This is a genomic window from Catellatospora aurea (genome assembly GCF_042663325.1).
GTDB lineage: Bacteria > Actinomycetota > Actinomycetes > Mycobacteriales > Micromonosporaceae > Catellatospora > Catellatospora aurea.
This window is the reverse complement of record NZ_JBHTAC010000012.1, coordinates 117,649-134,779: the sequence shown is the minus strand read 5'-3', so window position 1 is coordinate 134,779 and position 17,131 is coordinate 117,649. Positions and strand designations below refer to the sequence as shown.

Sequence of the window (17,131 nt, the reverse complement as noted above, 5' to 3'; positions counted from 1 at the left end):
TCGGGTTCACGCCCGGCCGGACCGGCTGCCCAAGCCGAAATCGTGGTCACTTTCTTCATCCGCCGGACCATCGGCGCGGCGCTGATGCTCTTCGTGGTCAGCATCTCGACATTCCTGATCTTCTTCGGGCTCCCGCGCCTCGCCGGCGCGACGCCCGAGACCTTCGCCGCGCGATACCTCAGCCGAACCGCCGACGCGCACGCCCAGCAGGTGTTCGCCGAGAAGCTGGGTTTCTACGACCCGCTCTGGCTGCAGTACTGGAACTGGATCAAGGCAGTCTTCGTCGGCACCGACTACGACTACGGCACCGGCGTCGAGCACTGCGCCGCTCCCTGCTTCGGCTACTCCTTCCGCACCAACCACGCCGTCTGGGACGACCTGGTGGACCGGCTTCCGGTCACCGTCTCGCTGACCGTCGGCGCGTCGATCCTCTGGCTGCTCACCGGTGTCGCGGTCGGCGTGCTGAGCGCGCTGCGCAAGGGCAGCTTCTTCGACCGGGCCGCGATGACGGGCGCGCTGGCGGGTGTGTCGCTGCCGCCGTACTTCACCGGCCTGATGTTCCTGTACTTCTTCAGCTACCAGTTCGACCTGACCGCGCCCGGCGGCACCTACGTCAACTTCACCGACGATCCAGGTGAATGGGCGTACAGCCTGATCCTGCCCTGGATCACGCTGGCGATGCTGAACGCGGCCGCCTACGCCCGGTTCACCCGGGCCGGCATGCTCGACACGATGGGCGAGGACTTCATCCGCACCGCGCGGGCCAAGGGCCTGCACGAACGGGTCGTGGTCACCAAGCACGGCCTGCGCGCCGCGCTGACCCCCATCATCACGATCTTCGGCCTCGACGTCGGTCTGCTGCTCGGCGGCGCGATCCTCACGGAGAGCACGTTCGGGCTCAAGGGCCTCGGCTACTTCGCCATCGACGCCATCAACAAGCAGGACTTCCCCCAGATCATGGGCGTGACGATGTTCGCGGCGTTCTTCGTCGTCGTCGCCAACCTGATCGTCGATATGCTCTACGCGGTGGTCGACCCGCGGGTGAGGCTGTCATGAACACTGTGATCTCTCCTCGGCAGGATCCCACCGCGCGGCCGTTCCTCGAACTGCGCGACCTGAAGATTCACTTCCCGACCGACGACGGCGTGGTCAAGTCCGTCGACGGGCTGACCTTCTCCCTGGAGCGGGGCAAGACGCTCGGCATCGTGGGCGAGTCGGGCTCCGGCAAGTCGGTGTCCAGCCTGGGCATCCTTGGCATCTACCACCGCGGCAACGCCAAGATGTCGGGCGAGATCTGGCTGGACGGCCAGGAGCTGGTCGGCGCGTCGCCGGAGACCGTGCGCGGGCTGCGCGGCAAGCGGATGGCGATGATCTTCCAGGACCCGCTGTCGGCGATGCACCCGTACTACACCGTCGGTGACCAGATCGTCGAGGCGTACCGGGTGCACCACAAGGTGTCCAAGAAGGTCGCCCGCAAGCACGCGATCGACCTGCTGGCCCGGGTCGGCATCCCGCAGCCGGACCGGCGGGTCGACGACTACCCGCACCAGTTCTCCGGCGGTATGCGGCAGCGCGCGATGATCGCGATGGCGCTGTCCTGCGACCCCGAGCTGCTGATCGCCGACGAGCCGACCACGGCCCTCGACGTGACGGTGCAGGCGCAGATCCTCGACCTCATGCGTGACCTGCAGCAGGAGTTCAACTCCGCGCTGATCATCATCACGCACGACCTGGGTGTCACCGCCGAACTCGCCGACGACGTGCTGGTCATGTACGGCGGCAAGTGCATCGAGTACGGCACCGCCACGGAGATCTTCGAGAACCCCGAGCACCCGTACACCTGGGGTCTGCTCGGCTCGATGCCGCGCCTGGACCAGCCGGTCACCGAGCGGCTGCTGCCCATCAAGGGCACCCCGCCGTCGCTGATCAACGTGCCGTCCGGCTGCGCCTTCCACCCGCGCTGCGCCTTCGACGGGCGCACCGGCGGAGCCAGCGACACGGTCGTGCCCGAGCTGGAGCTCACCGGCACCAGCGGCCATCGGGTGCGCTGCCACATGCCCGCGCACGTGCGTCAGCAGATCTGGCTCAACGAGATCAAGCCGACCCTGGAGGGCACCGGCGGGCTCGCGGTGGCGGACATGTCCGCCCTGCCGTCCGCCTCTGAAGAGCACAGCGAGGAGACAGCATGAGCAGCTCGGACAACGCCCTGCTGTCGGTACGCGGCCTGCAGAAGCACTTCCCGATCCACAAGGGCGTGCTGCGCCGCAAGGTCGGCGCGGTGCAGGCCGTGGACGGGCTCGACTTCGACGTGCTGCCGGGTGAGACGCTCGGCCTGGTCGGGGAGTCGGGCTGCGGCAAGACGACGACGGGCCGGCTGCTGACCAGGCTCATCGAGCCGACCGGCGGCAGCATCACGTTCGAGGGCAAGGACATCTCGCACATGTCGCAGGGGCGGCTCCGCCCGTTCCGGCGCGACCTGCAGATGATCTTCCAGGACCCGTACTCGTCGCTGAACCCCCGGCACACGGTCGGCGCCATCGTCGGCGCGCCGTTCCGGATCCAGGGCGTGAAGACCGAGCTCGGCGTCAAGCGCGAGGTGCAGAAGCTGCTGGAGCTGGTCGGCCTCAACCCCGAGCACTACAACCGCTACCCGCACGAGTTCTCCGGCGGCCAGCGCCAGCGCATCGGCATCGCCCGTACGCTGGCCCTGAAGCCGAAGATGATCATCGCGGACGAGCCGGTGTCGGCGCTGGACGTGTCCATCCAGGCCCAGGTGGTCAACCTGCTGGAGGACCTGCAGACCGAGCTCGGCCTGACCTACGTCGTGATCGCGCACGACCTGTCGGTGGTGCGCCACATCTCCGACCGGGTCGCGGTGATGTACCTCGGCAAGATCGTCGAGATCGCGGACCGGGAGTCGCTGTACAAGGCGCCGCGGCACCCGTACACGGCGGCGCTGCTGTCGGCGGTGCCGGTGCCCGACCCGCGCCGGCGGCAGGGCGACCAGCGCGAGCGCATCCTGCTCACCGGTGACGTGCCCAGCCCGATCAACCCGCCGTCGGGTTGCCGGTTCCGCACCCGGTGCTGGAAGGCGCAGGACATCTGTGCCACCACGCCGCCGCCGCTGGTCCGCCACGGCGACGACAACGCCGCTCACCTGGCCGCCTGCCACTTCCCGATGGCCGTGGGCGAGAAGCGCTGACCCACCCTACGGCGAAGGCCCCGCGGCTACCCCGTGGGGCCTTCGCCGTCTGCCCACCCACCCCCTGCCGCAACTCTTAAAGAGTCGCGGTCATGAGGCGGCGTGAAGGCGCGACTCCTTAAGAGTTGCGGCGGAGGGGCGGGTCAGTCGAGTTTTTCGAGGTTGAAGCTGCGGCGGAGGGAGTCGACGGCAGCCTGTTCGGTGGTCTGCCGGGCTACGGCGGCGTCGACGATCTCGTCGGTGGGCTCGTCGCCGGGGTCGAAGCCTTCGATGGTGCGCGGCGGCGGGCCGTCGTACTCCGGGTCGTACGGCGGCTCCTCCAGCGGCGGCCCGTCGTCGACGACCGGTGCGCGGCGGCCCGTCTGCTGTGCCGGTGCGGCCGGGGCGGCCCCGCCGACCCGGGCCGGGGTCGGCCAGTCGTCGGCGGCGGGCGCGGGCGCGCGGGCCGGGGCAGCGGCCTTCGGCGGTGCGTTGCGGGGCGGCGCTGAGGCCGGGGCGGCGGCCGCGGCCCGCGACGCGGCACGGGGATCCCCGCCGACCTCGCAGCGCAGCTGCCACTTGCCGCCGAGCACCTGGTGCACCGCCTCCATCAGCGGCGCGGGGTCGTTCTCCACGCCGTTCGCATGGATCTTGTGCTTGAACAGCAGCACCAGCGTGTTGCCGTCGATGTCGCGGACCACCGCCTCCCGGGCGAACGCCGCCGCCTTCTTGCTGCTGCGGCCCACCATACGCACGATCTCGTCCCAGGACCGGCGCACCGCGGCGGCATCGTCGGCCCCGCCCGCCGGGGCGCTTGCCGCAGCGGGTGTCCGGGCGGGCTGCGCGGGGGCAGCGGACTCGGGCACGCGGGCCGGTTCGGCCGAGGCCCAGGAGTCGGCCGCCTGGCGGGCCGCACCGTCGGGCTGGGCCGTCGCCGGCTGCCGGACCGGGCCGCCGTCGGGCGAGACCGCCCCGGGACGCGAGGCCGTGCCGGGACTCTCGGACGTCGCGGCTCGAGCTTCGCGGCCGGTGCCCGGCCGGTCGTGGCCGGCGGCGGCACTGGCCGCTGCGGCCCGCGCGGCCTCGCGGCCCGTGGCGGCCGGAGCGGCGCTCGGCGCATCGGGCGTGGTGCCGGTGTCGCGCTGGGCATGGCCCGGCTCGGCCTGGGCGCGGACCGGGGAGTCGACGGCCGGGCGGGCGACCGCGCCGGGCACGAAGCCGGTCTCCAGCCGCTCCAGGCGCTGGAGCAGGGCGGTGCCGGACTCGTCGGCGGCGGGCAGCAGCATGCGGGCCGCGATCAGTTCGAGCAGCAGCCGGGGCGAGGTCGCGCCGCGCATCTCCACCAGGCCGTTGGCCACGATGTCGGCGCAGCGGGACAGGGTCGCCGAGCCGAGCTGGGTCGCCTGCGCCTGCATCCGCGCGAGCTGCTCCTCCGGCACGTCGATCAGGCCCTTGGCGGCGGCGTCCGGCACCTGCCGCAGGATGATCAGATCGCGCAGCCGTTCCAGCAGGTCGTTGGCGTATCGGCGGGAGTCGTGGCCGGCTTCCGCGACCCGGTCGATGGCCCCGAACGCGGCCGCGCCGTCGCCCGCGGCCAGCGCGTCGACCATCTCGTCGATGAGCGCGTTGTCGGTGACCCCGAGCAGCGCCACCGCGCGGGCGTAGGTCACCCCTTCCGGGCCCGAGCCCGCGATGAGTTGATCGAGCACGGAGAGGCTGTCCCGGGCCGAACCACCGCCCGCCCGCACCACCAGGGGCAGCACCAGCGGCTCGACCGCGACGCCCTCGAGCTGGCAGAGCTGCTCCAGGTACGGCCGGAGGGCGCTCGGCGGGATGAGGCGGAACGGGTAGTGGTGGGTGCGCGAGCGGATGGTGCCGAGCACCTTCTCCGGCTCGGTGGTGGCGAAGATGAACTTGACGTAGTCCGGCGGCTCCTCGACGAGCTTCAGCAGCGCGTTGAAGCCCGCCGACGAGACCATGTGCGCCTCATCGATGATGTAGATCTTGTAGCGGCTGATCGCGGGCGCGAAGAAAGCGCGCTCGCGCAGCTCGCGCGCGTCGTCGACACCGCCGTGGCTGGCCGCGTCGATCTCGATCACGTCGATCGAGCCCGCGCCGTCGGGAGCCAGCGCCTTGCACGACTCGCACTCGCCGCACGGCTCGGGGGTCGGGCCCTGGGTGCAGTTCAGCGAGCGGGCCAGGATGCGCGCGCTGGAAGTCTTGCCGCAGCCGCGGGGGCCGGAGAAGAGGTAGGCGTGGTTCAGCCGACCGCTCTTGAGCGCCTGGATGAGCGGCTCGGTGACATGGTCCTGGCCGATCACCTCGGCGAAGGTGCGAGGCCGGTACCTGCGATACAGCGCCAGCGCCACGGGGCGTACACCTCCTACGAACGTCGCCCGCTACCGTACCGCGCAGGTCTGACCACCGCCCTGCTGGACCGGCGCGCGCTGCGGGGGTGCTGGGCGATATGTCACCGCTGTCCGGGCCGATGCCGAACAACGGTTCGGTATCACTTGCCCGCTCGCCCGTGCGAGCACACATCGACGGCCGTTAGGGTCGGCCCTGGGTGACCCTGCGTCGTCGAGTAATCACGCAAATAGGACAGAGGTGGCCGCGATGCGCGCGCGACGGTGGCGGATCTGGTCGGCGACGGCCACAGCGGCGGCCCTGCTGCTCGCCGCCGGCTGCACCGACGACGACGGCGACCCGGCGGCCCCGGCGTCGAGCGCGCCGCCGGCCGTGAGCACCGAGGACACCCTGGTCTTCGCCATGGGCCAGATCCGCATCCTGGACCCGGCGCTGTCGCCCGACGCCGAGTCGCTGCGCATCACCAGGCAGGTGCTGGAGACCCTGGTCCAGGCCGAGCCGGGGGCCGCGGTGGCCGCCCCGGGTCTGGCGGAGAGCTTCTCCGTCGACGGCACGGGCACGGTCTGGACCTTCCGCCTGCGGCAGGGCGTGCGGTTCCACGACGGCACCGCCCTCGACGCGGCGGCGGTCTGCGCCAACTTCGACCGCTGGCACCGCTTCCCCGCCGCGCTGCAGGCGGGCGACATCAGCGCGGCCTGGCAGGCGGTCTTCGGCGGCTTCGCCAAGAACTCGTCGAGCCGGCTCGGGGCGAGCCTGTTCAAGTCGTGCACGGCCGCCGACCCGGCCACCGCCCAGATCGCGCTCACGCGGCCGAGCAGCCGCTTCCCGGCCGCCTTCACCCTGCCGTCGTTCGCCATCTCCAGCCCGAAGGCGCTGCGCGAGCAGCAGGCGGACAAGCCCGTCGCGGGCAGCCGCTACCCGGCGTACGGGAACAGCCCCGTCGGCACCGGGCCCTACCGCTTCGTGTCGTGGGACAAGCCGGGGCGCAAGGTGGAGTTGGCGGCGTTCGACGGTTACCACGGCACCGCCGCCAAGGTGAAGCACCTGGTGTTCCAGACCGTCGAGGCGGGGCGGCGCAAGCAGGCGCTGCTCGACGGGAAGATCGACGGATACGACCTGGTCGCGTTCGAGGATCGCAAGCCGCTGGCCGAGCAGGGCTTCCATGTGCTGACCCGCCCCGCGTTCAACACTCTCTACCTGGGCATCAACCAGAGCGGCAATCCGGCCCTGGCCAAGCCGGAGGTGCGCCAGGCGATCGCGTACGCCGTCGACCGGCAGCGCCTGCTCGCCGAGGCGTTCCCGGAGGGCGCCAAGCTCGCGCTGAACTTCCACCCCGAGCTGCTCCCCGGCTGGAACCCCGACGTCGCGGCCTACCCGCACGATCCGGCGAAGGCGAAGGAGCTGCTGGCGGCCGCGGGCTACGGCAGCGGGCTGAAGCTGCGCTTCCACTACCCGCGCGACGTGACCCGGCCGTACCTGCCCGACCCCAAGAAGATCTTCGAGCTGCTCGCCGCCGACCTGCGCGCGGCCGGGATCGAGGTCGAAGGGATCGAGCAGCGGTGGACGCCCGCCTACCTCAACACGGTGTCCAAGGGCAAAGCCCATGACCTGCACCTGTACGGCGTGACCGGCAACTACGGCGAGGCCTACGACTTCATGGGCCAGCTGTTCGCCAAACCCACCGCCGAGTTCGGGTTCACCGACACCGACCTGTTCGCCCGGCTCAAGGAGGTCGACGGCATCGGCGACCCGGTCCGACGCCGCCCGCTGTACGAGCAGCTGAACGCGCGGCTGCTGGAACTGCTGCCTGCCGTGCCGCTCGTGCACGGGCCGGACGCGCTGGTGCTGGACAAGAACCTGATCGGGATCACGCCGAGCCCGCTCACCGACGAGGACTTCGCCGCCGCGCTGTTCACCTGAGCCGGGCCGGATCGCTCCCGCGCGCGGGAACGGCGCGTGTCGCACCGGGTGGAATGTCCGCTTATCGACTGATACGCGGTAGCCTGCCACCTTGCCAAAGCAAATCGACCCGCGTCGTGCGGGCCGCGCAACGTGCCCGGCCGACGCGCCGCGCTCGATGGGGGAATCGTGGTTCGTGCCTGGATAACCGTCGCGTTCGGGGCAGCGCTGGGCCTTGCCGCCGGCCTGCCCGCAGCCGCCGCCCCGGCCGCGGACTGGCTCAAGTTCGACCTGCCAGCCACGGCCGGGGCGACCGAACTCGGCGGCGGCGACACCGCGATCGGCCTGAAGAACACCACCGGCCACGACATCGGCAAGGTGGTGCTGCAGGTGCGGCTGACCGGCGGGCTCGCCCAGCGGGTCGAGCTCGCGTCGGCGGACTGGTGCGACCACACCAAGACCACGGCCACCTGCAGGGTCGACCGGATCAGCCCCGGACAGGGCTTCTCCATCCGGCTGGACCTGCGGGCCCGCAAGAACGCCCCGACGGGCGCGGCGGGCACGGTGTCCGTGAGCGCCCGGGGCATCGGGGTGCCCGCGGCGGCCGGCACGTTCGGGGTCGAGATCGCGCCGCCGCCCTACGTCGACGTCGCGGCGACCGCGGAGCAGCCACGGGTGGACCTGCACACCGGGGACACCGCGCACCTCGGCGTGCTCTACCGCAACACCGGCCCGGTGCCCGCCCGGCTGCGGATCGCCGATCCCGTCGCGGCCGGGTTCGACGACGTGACCTGGTCCGACTGCCCCGAGGATGACGGCGACGCCTGCCTGGTCGAGCTGCCGGCGGGGCAGTCCCGGCGGCTCGCCTTCACCATGCGCCTGGCCGCGGCGTCGCCGGCGGAGCCGCACGTGGCGATGACGGTCGAGGGCGCTTACGACCGGATCGTCACCGACAACCTGGCCGTTTACATGGTCTGCGTGTACGACACCGGCCGCTGCACCCGGCACCTGCCCGGCACCCGCAGCGACGTGTTCGCCGCCCCCGCGCCGCGGGCCGTGGCGGCCGATCCGGCTCCGGTCGGGGATGGGACGGAAGGCGAGAACCAGGCGGTCGCGCTGACCGAGCCCGAGCACGTGCCGGTGGCGGTGCAGGACGAGCTGGCCGCCGAGGAGCCGTACAGCTTCATCGACGAGGTGACCGGCATCCTGGCGTACTCCCTGCTGGCCCTGTTCATCGTCGGGACCAGCGTCGCGCTGGCACTGCGCAAGCGGGCCGCCGACCGCGCCTGAGGGCGGCTCAGCCCTCGGGACGGTTCAGCAGGCCCACGGCCAGCAGGTGCAGGGCCTGGGCGGGGTCGGTGACCGGCACGGTCGCGCCGGTCACCGTGTACCACTCCTCGGCGCCCAGATACTGCACGCGGAGCCGGGCGGTGCCGTCGCCGCCCAGCTCCGTGGCGAGCGTCAGCTCACCGGTGACCACGCCCACCTCGTCGGTCATGACACCGCCAGGTCCGGCCATGATGTTCGTGGTCAGCGCGCTCATGCTGCGCTCGCGCAAAAAGTCGCACCGGTGAGGATGACGCGCTCACTCATACACAGGTCCCCAGCATGTCGGTCAGGGCGGCCTTCTCGGCCGTGGTCACGGTGAGCTTCCAGTAGGTCTTCACCGTGATCCATTGTTGCGCATAAGTGCACCAATAGTCCTTGCTTGGCGGTTTCCACGTCGACGGGTCCTGGTCGCCCTTGGACCGGTTGCTGGTCGCCGACACCGCGAACAGCTGCGGCCGGTCCAGGTCGTTCGCGAACTGCGAGCGCTTCTCGTTGGTCCACTCGTCCGCCCCGGACCGCCAGGCGTTGGCCAGCGGCACCATGTGGTCGATGTCGACCTTGAGCGGGTCGGTGGTCTTCAGGCCGTCGTACACGCTGGACCATTCGCCGCCGGTGACGTTGCAGCCGTCCAGCTTGACGTTCTTGCCGTCGCGGGCGAGGACGGTGTCCCGCACGTCGCAGTTGGACCCGGCCTTGTTCCAGTGCGGGAACTTCTCCCGCGTGTAGCCGGTCATCGGCCGCGCGGCGGCGACCTTCAGGTTGGACAGCGAAGCGAGCGCGTTGCTGCCCGCGTTCGGGTCGACGTTGACGCCGCCGGGCTTGGCCGGCCCGGCCGGAGTGGTGGCCGGGTCGCACGCGGTGCTGGTCGCGGCGGCCGCGACGGCCGCCACCAGGAGTAGGAGGACTCTGGCACGTCTGGGGGGTTTGGGGGATCGCACCCGCTCACCATACGAGCAGTCCTCACCATCACCACGTATCCCTCACCTTCGCGTTCCCCGGCGCGGCGGGCCGACCGGGGACGACAATGGACCGAATGGAGGAGGCCGGGCTGCGGATGGGCAGTGCCGCCGGGCGGGGCACCCTCGCCGCGGCGGTGCTGGCCTCAGGCATGGCCTTCCTTGACTCCACCGTGGTCAACGTGGCATTGCCGACGCTCGGGCGCGAGCTGGGCGCGAGCCTGGCGCAGCTGCAGTGGGTCATCAACGGATACACCCTGACCCTGGCCTCGTTCGTGCTGCTCGGCGGAGCGCTCGGGGACCGCCTCGGGCGGCGTCGGATATTCGTCACCGGGGTCGTCTGGTTCACCCTGGCCTCGCTGGTGTGCGGCATCGCGCCGAACGTGGAGACGCTGATCGCGGCGCGGGTGGTGCAGGGCATGGGCGGGGCGCTGCTGGCGCCCGGCTCGCTCGCCCTGCTGCAGTCGTCGTTCCGGGAGGAGGACCGGGCACGCGCCATCGGCGCCTGGTCCGGCCTGGCCGGCACGACCACCGCGCTCGGCCCGTTCGTCGGCGGAGTGCTCATCGACCAGGCTTCCTGGCGCTGGATCTTCCTGATCAACCTGCCGCTGGCGGCGGCCGTCGTCTGGCTGAGCAAGGCGTACGTCCCGGAGAGCCGCAACACCGCGTCGACGCAGCACTTCGACGTGGCCGGGGCGCTGCTCGGCGCGACCGCGCTGGGCGGTGTCACCTACGCCCTGATCGCCTGGCCGGAGCGCGGGTTCGGCTCGGTCCCGGTGCTGGGCGGATTCGCGGTCGGGCTGGCCGCGGCGATCGCCTTCCTGCTGGTGGAACGGGCGCGGGCGATGGGCGCGATGATGCCGCTGCGGCTGTTCAGCTCACGGGTGTTCTCCGTGCTCAACCTCTACACGGTGCTGACCTACGGCGCGTTCGGCGGCTTCTTCTTCCTGCTCGTCATCTACCTGCAGACCGGGCTCGGCTACGACGCGCTGGAGGCGGGCCTGGCCACGCTGCCGATGACGCTGCTGATGCTGCTCGGCTCGGAGCTGTCCGGCGCGGCGGCCACGAAGTTCGGCCCGAAGCTGCAGCTGACGGTCGGCCCGCTGTGCTGCGCGGTCGGTGTGCTGCTGATCCGCGAGATCACTCCCGGGGTGAACTACTGGACCGGGATCCTGCCCGGTGTGCTCGCCTACGGAATCGGGCTGACGCTGCTCGTCGCGCCGCTGACCGCCTCGGTGCTGTCCGCCGTCGAGGTGAGTTTCGCCGGGGTCGCCAGCGGCGTCAACAACACCGCGGCTCGGGCCGGCTCGCTGCTCGCCGTGGCGGCGCTGCCGCTGGTGGTGGGCCTGTCAGGGGAGGAGTACGAGAACGGGCCCGCCCTGGGCTCGGCGTTCTACGACGCCGGGATGTGGTGCGCCGGGGCGATGGTCGTCGCCGCCGTGCTGGCGCTGTTCGTCTGCGGCAAGGTCCGCCTGGACCGCCCCGACCGCCCACCCCCCGCCGAACACCTTCCGCAGGTCCTCCAACGCGGCCGCTGCCCCTGACCAGGAAGAAAGGAAGGGCGCCTGCTCAACGCTCCGCGTTGTAGAAGGCGCCCTTCCTCCGCTTTCGGGGTCAGTGGCGGTTGACGGCGCTGGCGACGGCCTTCAGGGAGGCCGTCACGATGTTGGCGTCGACGCCGACGCCCCAGCGGGTCTCGCCGTCCACGTCGCACTCGACGTACGCGGCGGCCTGGGCGTCGCCGCCGGAGGTCAGTGCATGCTCGGCGTAGTCCAGCACCCGCACGCTCACCCCGTGGTCGCTCAGCGCATGGATGAACGCGTCGATCGGGCCGTTGCCGACGCCGGTCAGGCGACACGCGCCGCCGTCCAGATCGGCCTCCGCGACCAGCTCCACCTTGCCGTCGACGGTGGCCACCGAGTACGAGCGCACCGCCAGGCGGCGGTCGGTCAGGTACTCGTCGGCGAACGCGGCGTACATCTCGGCTGGCGTGACCTCGCCACCGGCGTCGTCGGTGCGGCGCTGGATGACGCCCGAGAACTCGATCTGCAGGCGGCGCGGCAGGTCCAGCTGGTGCTCGGACTTCATGATGTACGCGACCCCGCCCTTGCCGGACTGCGAGTTCACCCGGATCACGGCCTCGTACGAGCGCCCCAGGTCCTTCGGGTCGATCGGCAGGTACGGCACCGCCCACTCGAACTGCTCCACCGGCACCCCGGCCTTGCCGGCCTTGCGAGCGTGCGCGTCCAGGCCCTTCTTGATCGCGTCCTGGTGCGAGCCGGAGAACGCCGTGTAGACCAGGTCCCCGGCGTACGGGTGGCGCTCGTGCACGGGCAGCTGGTTGCAGTACTCCACGGCGCGCTTGATCTCGTCGATGCCGGTGAAGTCGATCTGCGGGTCGATGCCCTGGCTGAACAGGTTCAGGCCCAGCGTGACCAGGTCGACGTTGCCGGTGCGCTCGCCGTTGCCGAACAGGCAGCCCTCGATCCGGTCCGCGCCGGCCAGCAGGCCCAGCTCGGCGGCGGCGACACCGGTGCCGCGGTCGTTGTGCGGGTGCAGGCTCAGGATGACCGAATCGCGGCGCGGCAGGCGGCGGTCCATCCACTCGATCGAGTCGGCGTACACGTTCGGCGACGCCATCTCGACCGTGGCGGGCAGGTTGATGATCAGCGGGCGGTCCGGCGTCGGGTCGATGACCTCGATGACCGCCGAGCAGACCTCCAGCGCGTACTCCAGCTCGGTGCCGGTGTAGGACTCGGGGGAGTACTCGTACCGGATCTCGGTGTCCGGCGTGATGATCTCGGCGTACTTCTGGCACATCCGCGCGCCGTCCGTCGCGATCGCGGTGATGCCCTCCTTGTCCAGGCCGAACACCACCTCGCGCTGCAGCGTGGAGGTCGAGTTGTAGAAGTGCACGATCGCCCGCTTCGCGCCGCGCAGGCTCTCGAAGGTCCGCTCGATCAGGTGCTCGCGGCACTGGACCAGCACCTGGATGGTCACGTCGTCCGGGATCAGCTGCTCGGAGATGAGCTGCCGCACGAACGAGAAGTCGGTCTCGCTGGCCGCCGGGAAACCGACCTCGATCTCCTTGTATCCCATCCGCACCAGCAGCTCGAACATGCGGCGCTTGCGGTCGGGGGACATCGGGTCGATCAGGGCCTGGTTGCCGTCGCGCAGGTCCACCGCGCACCACTGCGGGGCGGCCGTGACGCGGCGGGTCGGCCAGGCGCGGTCCGGCACCTCTACCTGGAACTGTTCGTGGTAGCCGCGGTAACGCTGGTACGGCATCTTGCTGGGGCGCTGAGCAGCAGCAGACATGGCTTCCATGCTCCTAGACATCATGTGTTTCGCGCGTGGTCCGGCGGCGGATTGTGCCCAAGGGAACATCGGCCGCTATCAAGATTCGTTGAACCGGCAACTTCTGCGGTCAACCAGAAAAGTGGAGGGACCAGCGGGCGAGCGCACGTCGCTACTCCGCGACGAGGTGCCGGTCGGTCAGACCTCGTCGCGGCGGCGAAGCAGGAGGCTCACGCAGCACATGATGTGGGCCACTGTACGCCCATAGATCGCCGTCCGGGCGCGATGTCCACGAAATGGGACGCCGTGTCCCGTCAGGCAGGCACGGGAGTCGGCACGCTGGGCACTTGCTCGCGGGACCGGGCCGCGAGCCGGGACGCCGGGCCGATCAGCAGCGCCGCGCCGAGGAACAGTCCCGCGATGGCGAACCAGCCCCAGCCGCCCGAGGTCACCGCCAGTGCGATCAGCGACGCCGGGGCGATCATGGACTGCGCGGAGCCGCCCATCCGGAACGCGCCGATGTACTCCCCGCGCCGGTCGGCGGGCGGCAGCTCGGCCATGAACGTCCAGGCGCCGGCCGACTGCCACAGCTCGGCCATCGTCAGCAGGATCGTCGCCAGCACCAGCAGCACCATGGTCCAGATGCCGCTGGTGTTCCCGGTCAGCAGGTAGACGGGGCAGCCCAGCGCGGCGACCAGGCCCGCCCGGCGCGAGGCCGCCGCCGCCCCGCCGATGGTGTGCGCCCCCTTGGTCACCGCGACCTGCAGCGTCGTGGCCATGAGCGTGTTGGTCACCGTCATCACGCCGAGCCACCACTTCGGCGCGTCGGTCCGGTGCAGCAGCCACAGCGGGGCCACCTCCATCAGCACGGTCATGTAACAGGTCAGCACGGCGCAGACCGCGGTGACGGCGAGGAAGGGCCGGTCCGCGAACACCGCGCCGACCCGCCGCCGGGCGGTCGCGGTCGCGCTCCGTGCCACCCGCGGCAGGCGGCTGATGAAGTACGCGTTCGCGAGCAGCAGCGCGCTGTTGAGCAGGACCAGCGTGTAGTACGCCGGGACGGTGTCGATCGCCAGCGCCAGCGCGGCCAGCCCGGCCCCCAGCGACCAGCCCACGTTCAGCCACGAGCGCGAGAACGCCTGCGTGCGCACCCGCGTCTCCGGGTCGAGCGCCTCGATCAGGTACACGTTGCGCCCGGCCTGGCCGACCGTGGCGACCAGTTCCAGGCAGGCGATGACGAGCAGGAAACTCCAGAAGCCCCGGGCGAACGGCCAGGCCGCGAAGAGCAGGCCCTGCGCCACGACCCCGCCGGTCCACATCCGGTGCGCGCCGAACCGGTCGGTCAGCGCGCTCAGCGGCACGGCGGTGACCAGCGCGATTGCCGCCGCCAGCGACAGCCCGATGCCGATCTCGTGCGGCCGCAGGCCGACCACCCGGGTGAAGAAGACGGCGCTGCCGGTGAGGAAGGTGCCCGCGCCGATGCCGAAGAGCAGGTTCTGGGTGGCGAGGCGGCGGGGGAGTCCGGGCGGCGGGATGAGGTTGTCGCGTAAGGCCATGGCACCGATTCCAGCCTGATGCGGCCGGGTTTCTCCAGCCGATATCCACCATCCGGCGCTTTCCTTCACCCGATCCACACAACCGGGCGCGCGGGACGGCGGGCCGCGGCCGGATCTGCTAAAAGCCCGGCCCGCGACGCAGGGCTCCCGGTCAGGCCTTCGGCGAGGGCGAAGCGGACGTGCTGGCGGACGGCTTCGGCGACGGCGGTGCGTTCAGCGGCAGCGGGTTGCCGGGCACGACCGGGCCGGGCAGCTGCACCGCCGGCGGAGCCAGCCCGGGAGTGCCCTCCAGCAGCAGGGTGCCGAAAGCGACCTTGGCCGCGGTCAGCGTGCCGTCGGTCTCGTAGCAGTAGATGCCCGCGTCCATCGGCAGCGTCATGCTGGCCGCGGACGACTCGACCGAGTAGCACTTGCCGCGGGCTCCGGGCAGCGGGGCGACCTCGGCGACGGCGATCGCGAGCCGCCGGTCGGTGAGCATGTTCTGCCAGTCCGTGATCAGATGCTGGATCTTCAGGTCGGCCTTCGCGGGCAGCGCCCCGTTGACCTTCACACACCCCGAGTACGGGTGGTTGCCCGCCGCCAGCGCGCACTGGTGCAGGGTGTTCGCCGCGAAGACCAGCGCGATGTCCACCGCGCCGCCGTGCGCCCCGCCGGGCACGTCGATGCGCCAGGTGCCGTCGACGGCCCGGGTGACCACCACGCGGCGGTCGGGGCGCTTCGGGCTCTTGAAGGTGTACATCGCCACCTGGCGCAGATCCTTGGCGGCGGCCGCGCGGGCGGCCAGCTGCGCCCGCGCCCCGGCGGGCTCGGGGAGCGCGGTGGAGACCGGGGCGGCCGACGTCGGCGTGGTCTCCGGCGTGTCGCCGCCGCAGGCGGAGACCGACCAGCAGGCGGCGATGAGACAGAGGGAGAGGAGAGCCCGGCGCACGCGCCCATTCTCAACCCAACGTGCGTCATCTTCGGCATGACGCGCCCCGGTCTACACAAGATCGCCAAATGATCAGGCAACCCGCGGTCTGTGGCGCGCGTCACAAGCGTTAAATCCTGCGGCGGCGATGCGGGGGAGGCGGGCGACTGCGCGGTGACGGGAGCCGTACGAAAGAGGATCTCGGACTTTCCCGGGCGGTGCTGCCCGACAGCTGGGATCGATCGGTGAGGAGCGGCGGGAGCCGCCGCTAAGCTGAAGCGTCTTTAGTCCCTGAGGTGGAGAGGAGCCGTGCAACCGTGGCCCTCGTCGTGCAGAAGTACGGCGGCTCGTCAGTCGCCAACGCTGAGCGGATCAAGCGGGTCGCCGAGCGCATCGTCGCGACGCGGAAGGCCGGCAACGACGTCTGCGTGGTCGTCTCCGCGATGGGCGACACGACCGACGAGCTGATCGACCTGGCGCACCAGGTCAGCCCGCTGCCCCCGGGGCGCGAGTTCGACATGCTGCTCACCGCGGGCGAGCGCATCTCGATGGCGCTGCTCGCCATGGCCATCCACAACCTCGGCTACGAGGCGCGCTCGTACACCGGGTCGCAGGCCGGCGTCATCACCACGTCGGTGCACGGCAAGGCGCGCATCATCGACGTCACCCCGGGCCGCCTGCGCGGCGCGCTCGACGAGGGCGCGATCGTGATCGTGGCCGGCTTCCAGGGCGTCGCCCAGGACACCAAGGACATCACCACGCTCGGCCGCGGCGGCTCGGACACGACCGCGGTGGCGCTGGCCGCCGCGCTGAAGGCCGACGTCTGCGAGATCTACACCGACGTGGACGGCGTGTACACCGCCGACCCGCGCATCGTGCCCAACGCGGCCAAGGTCGACCAGATCACCTATGAGGAGATGCTGGAGCTGGCCGCGTCCGGCGCCAAGATCCTGCACCTGCGCAGCGTGGAGTACGCCCGCCGGTTCGGGCTGCCGATCCACGTCCGCTCGTCGTACTCGAACAACACCGGCACCCTGGTGACGGGATCAATGGAGGACCTTTCCGTGGAGCAGGCACTCATCACCGGCGTCGCGCACGACCGGAACGAAGCGAAGATCACCATCGTCTCCGTGCCGGACGAGCCGGGCGAGGCCGCATCGATCTTCCGTACGCTGGCCGACGCCGAGATCAACATCGACATGATCGTGCAGAACGTCTCCACCGAGGCCTCCGGCCGTACCGACATCTCCTTCACGCTGCCCAAGGACGACGGCCCCACCGCGATGGCCGCCCTGCAGAAGATCCAGGAGCGGGTCGGCTTCAAGGGCCTGCTCTACGACGACCACATCGGCAAGATCTCCCTGGTCGGGGCGGGCATGCGGTCGAACCCGGGCGTCACCGCCACCTTCTGCGAGGCGCTGGCCCGCGCGGGCGTCAACATCGAGATCATCTCCACCTCGGAGATCCGCATCTCGGTGGTCTGCCGCGACACCGACCTCGACGCCGCGGTGCGCGCCGTGCACGACGCGTTCGAACTCGGCGGCGACGAAGAGGCCGTGGTGTACGCCGGGACCGGCCGGTAGCGCGATGAACCCCCGAAACAAGCCAACCGGCGGCCGCACCTGGAGCGAGGAGAAGG

At 71.1% G+C, this 17,131-nt stretch carries 12 protein-coding genes and 1 pseudogene; 7 read left to right on the top strand and 6 right to left on the bottom strand.

Going from position 1 to position 17,131, the window contains the following annotated elements; all coding sequences use genetic code 11:
• The first annotated feature begins 42 nt into the window (after positions 1-42).
• From ACFQO7_RS14425 to ACFQO7_RS14415, 3 genes are read left to right on the top strand one after another with little or no spacing between them, the layout of a single operon-like run.
• Positions 43-1,056: an ABC transporter permease gene (locus ACFQO7_RS14425; RefSeq protein WP_360523824.1), complete on the top strand. Its 1,014-nt coding sequence runs from the start codon at positions 43-45 to the stop codon at positions 1,054-1,056.
• On the top strand, positions 1,053-2,189 hold the full coding sequence (locus ACFQO7_RS14420) for an ABC transporter ATP-binding protein (protein WP_376806810.1): 1,137 nt from the start codon (positions 1,053-1,055) through the stop codon (positions 2,187-2,189). Before ACFQO7_RS14425 ends, ACFQO7_RS14420 begins: the two co-directional genes overlap by 4 nt.
• Positions 2,186-3,202, top strand: a complete 1,017-nt coding sequence (locus ACFQO7_RS14415) for an ABC transporter ATP-binding protein (RefSeq protein ID WP_376806809.1) — start codon at positions 2,186-2,188, stop codon at positions 3,200-3,202. Before ACFQO7_RS14420 ends, ACFQO7_RS14415 begins: the two co-directional genes overlap by 4 nt.
• A gap of 143 nt (positions 3,203-3,345) precedes the next feature.
• Here ACFQO7_RS14415 and ACFQO7_RS14410 read toward each other — a convergent pair whose 3' ends face one another.
• A complete protein-coding gene (locus ACFQO7_RS14410; protein WP_376806808.1) occupies positions 3,346-5,550 on the bottom strand; it encodes a DNA polymerase III subunit gamma and tau in 2,205 nt (734 codons plus the stop codon).
• A gap of 247 nt (positions 5,551-5,797) precedes the next feature.
• Between ACFQO7_RS14410 and ACFQO7_RS14405 the strand changes: the two genes are divergently transcribed.
• Together ACFQO7_RS14405 and ACFQO7_RS14400 are read left to right on the top strand one after the other, a co-directional pair.
• Positions 5,798-7,468, top strand: coding sequence for an ABC transporter substrate-binding protein (locus tag ACFQO7_RS14405; protein ID WP_376806807.1), 1,671 nt, complete (start codon positions 5,798-5,800; stop codon positions 7,466-7,468).
• 168 nt (positions 7,469-7,636) lie between these two features.
• Positions 7,637-8,737 (top strand): COG1361 family protein, encoded by a 1,101-nt coding sequence (locus tag ACFQO7_RS14400; protein WP_376806806.1) that lies wholly within the window; start codon positions 7,637-7,639, stop codon positions 8,735-8,737.
• A gap of 7 nt (positions 8,738-8,744) precedes the next feature.
• On the opposite strand, the pseudogene ACFQO7_RS14395 reads toward ACFQO7_RS14400, so the two are convergent.
• A pseudogene (locus ACFQO7_RS14395) lies at positions 8,745-8,984 on the bottom strand (hypothetical protein); the annotation flags it as partial.
• Positions 8,985-9,036: 52 nt separating this feature from the next.
• Complete coding sequence (locus ACFQO7_RS14390; protein ID WP_376806805.1) at positions 9,037-9,666, bottom strand: HNH endonuclease family protein; 630 nt, start codon at positions 9,664-9,666, stop codon at positions 9,037-9,039.
• A gap of 143 nt (positions 9,667-9,809) precedes the next feature.
• Here ACFQO7_RS14390 and ACFQO7_RS14385 point away from each other — a divergent pair, with 143 nt between their 5' ends.
• Complete coding sequence (locus tag ACFQO7_RS14385) at positions 9,810-11,276, top strand: MFS transporter (protein WP_376806804.1); 1,467 nt, start codon at positions 9,810-9,812, stop codon at positions 11,274-11,276.
• A gap of 70 nt (positions 11,277-11,346) precedes the next feature.
• Here the strand turns inward: ACFQO7_RS14385 and leuA are convergent, their stop codons facing one another.
• The 3 genes from leuA to ACFQO7_RS14370 form a co-directional block, all read right to left on the bottom strand.
• Entirely contained in the window at positions 11,347-13,050 is a 1,704-nt protein-coding gene (gene leuA, locus ACFQO7_RS14380) for a 2-isopropylmalate synthase (RefSeq protein ID WP_376806803.1), read from the bottom strand.
• Between the two features lie 293 nt (positions 13,051-13,343).
• Complete coding sequence (locus ACFQO7_RS14375) at positions 13,344-14,585, bottom strand: MFS transporter (RefSeq protein ID WP_376806802.1); 1,242 nt, start codon at positions 14,583-14,585, stop codon at positions 13,344-13,346.
• Between the two features lie 151 nt (positions 14,586-14,736).
• Positions 14,737-15,513 (bottom strand): hypothetical protein, encoded by a 777-nt coding sequence (locus ACFQO7_RS14370; RefSeq protein ID WP_376806801.1) that lies wholly within the window; start codon positions 15,511-15,513, stop codon positions 14,737-14,739.
• A 296-nt stretch (positions 15,514-15,809) separates the two neighbouring features.
• Between ACFQO7_RS14370 and ACFQO7_RS14365 the strand changes: the two genes are divergently transcribed.
• Positions 15,810-17,075 (top strand): aspartate kinase, encoded by a 1,266-nt coding sequence (locus tag ACFQO7_RS14365; protein WP_360523857.1) that lies wholly within the window; start codon positions 15,810-15,812, stop codon positions 17,073-17,075.
• Positions 17,076-17,131: the final 56 nt, after the last annotated feature.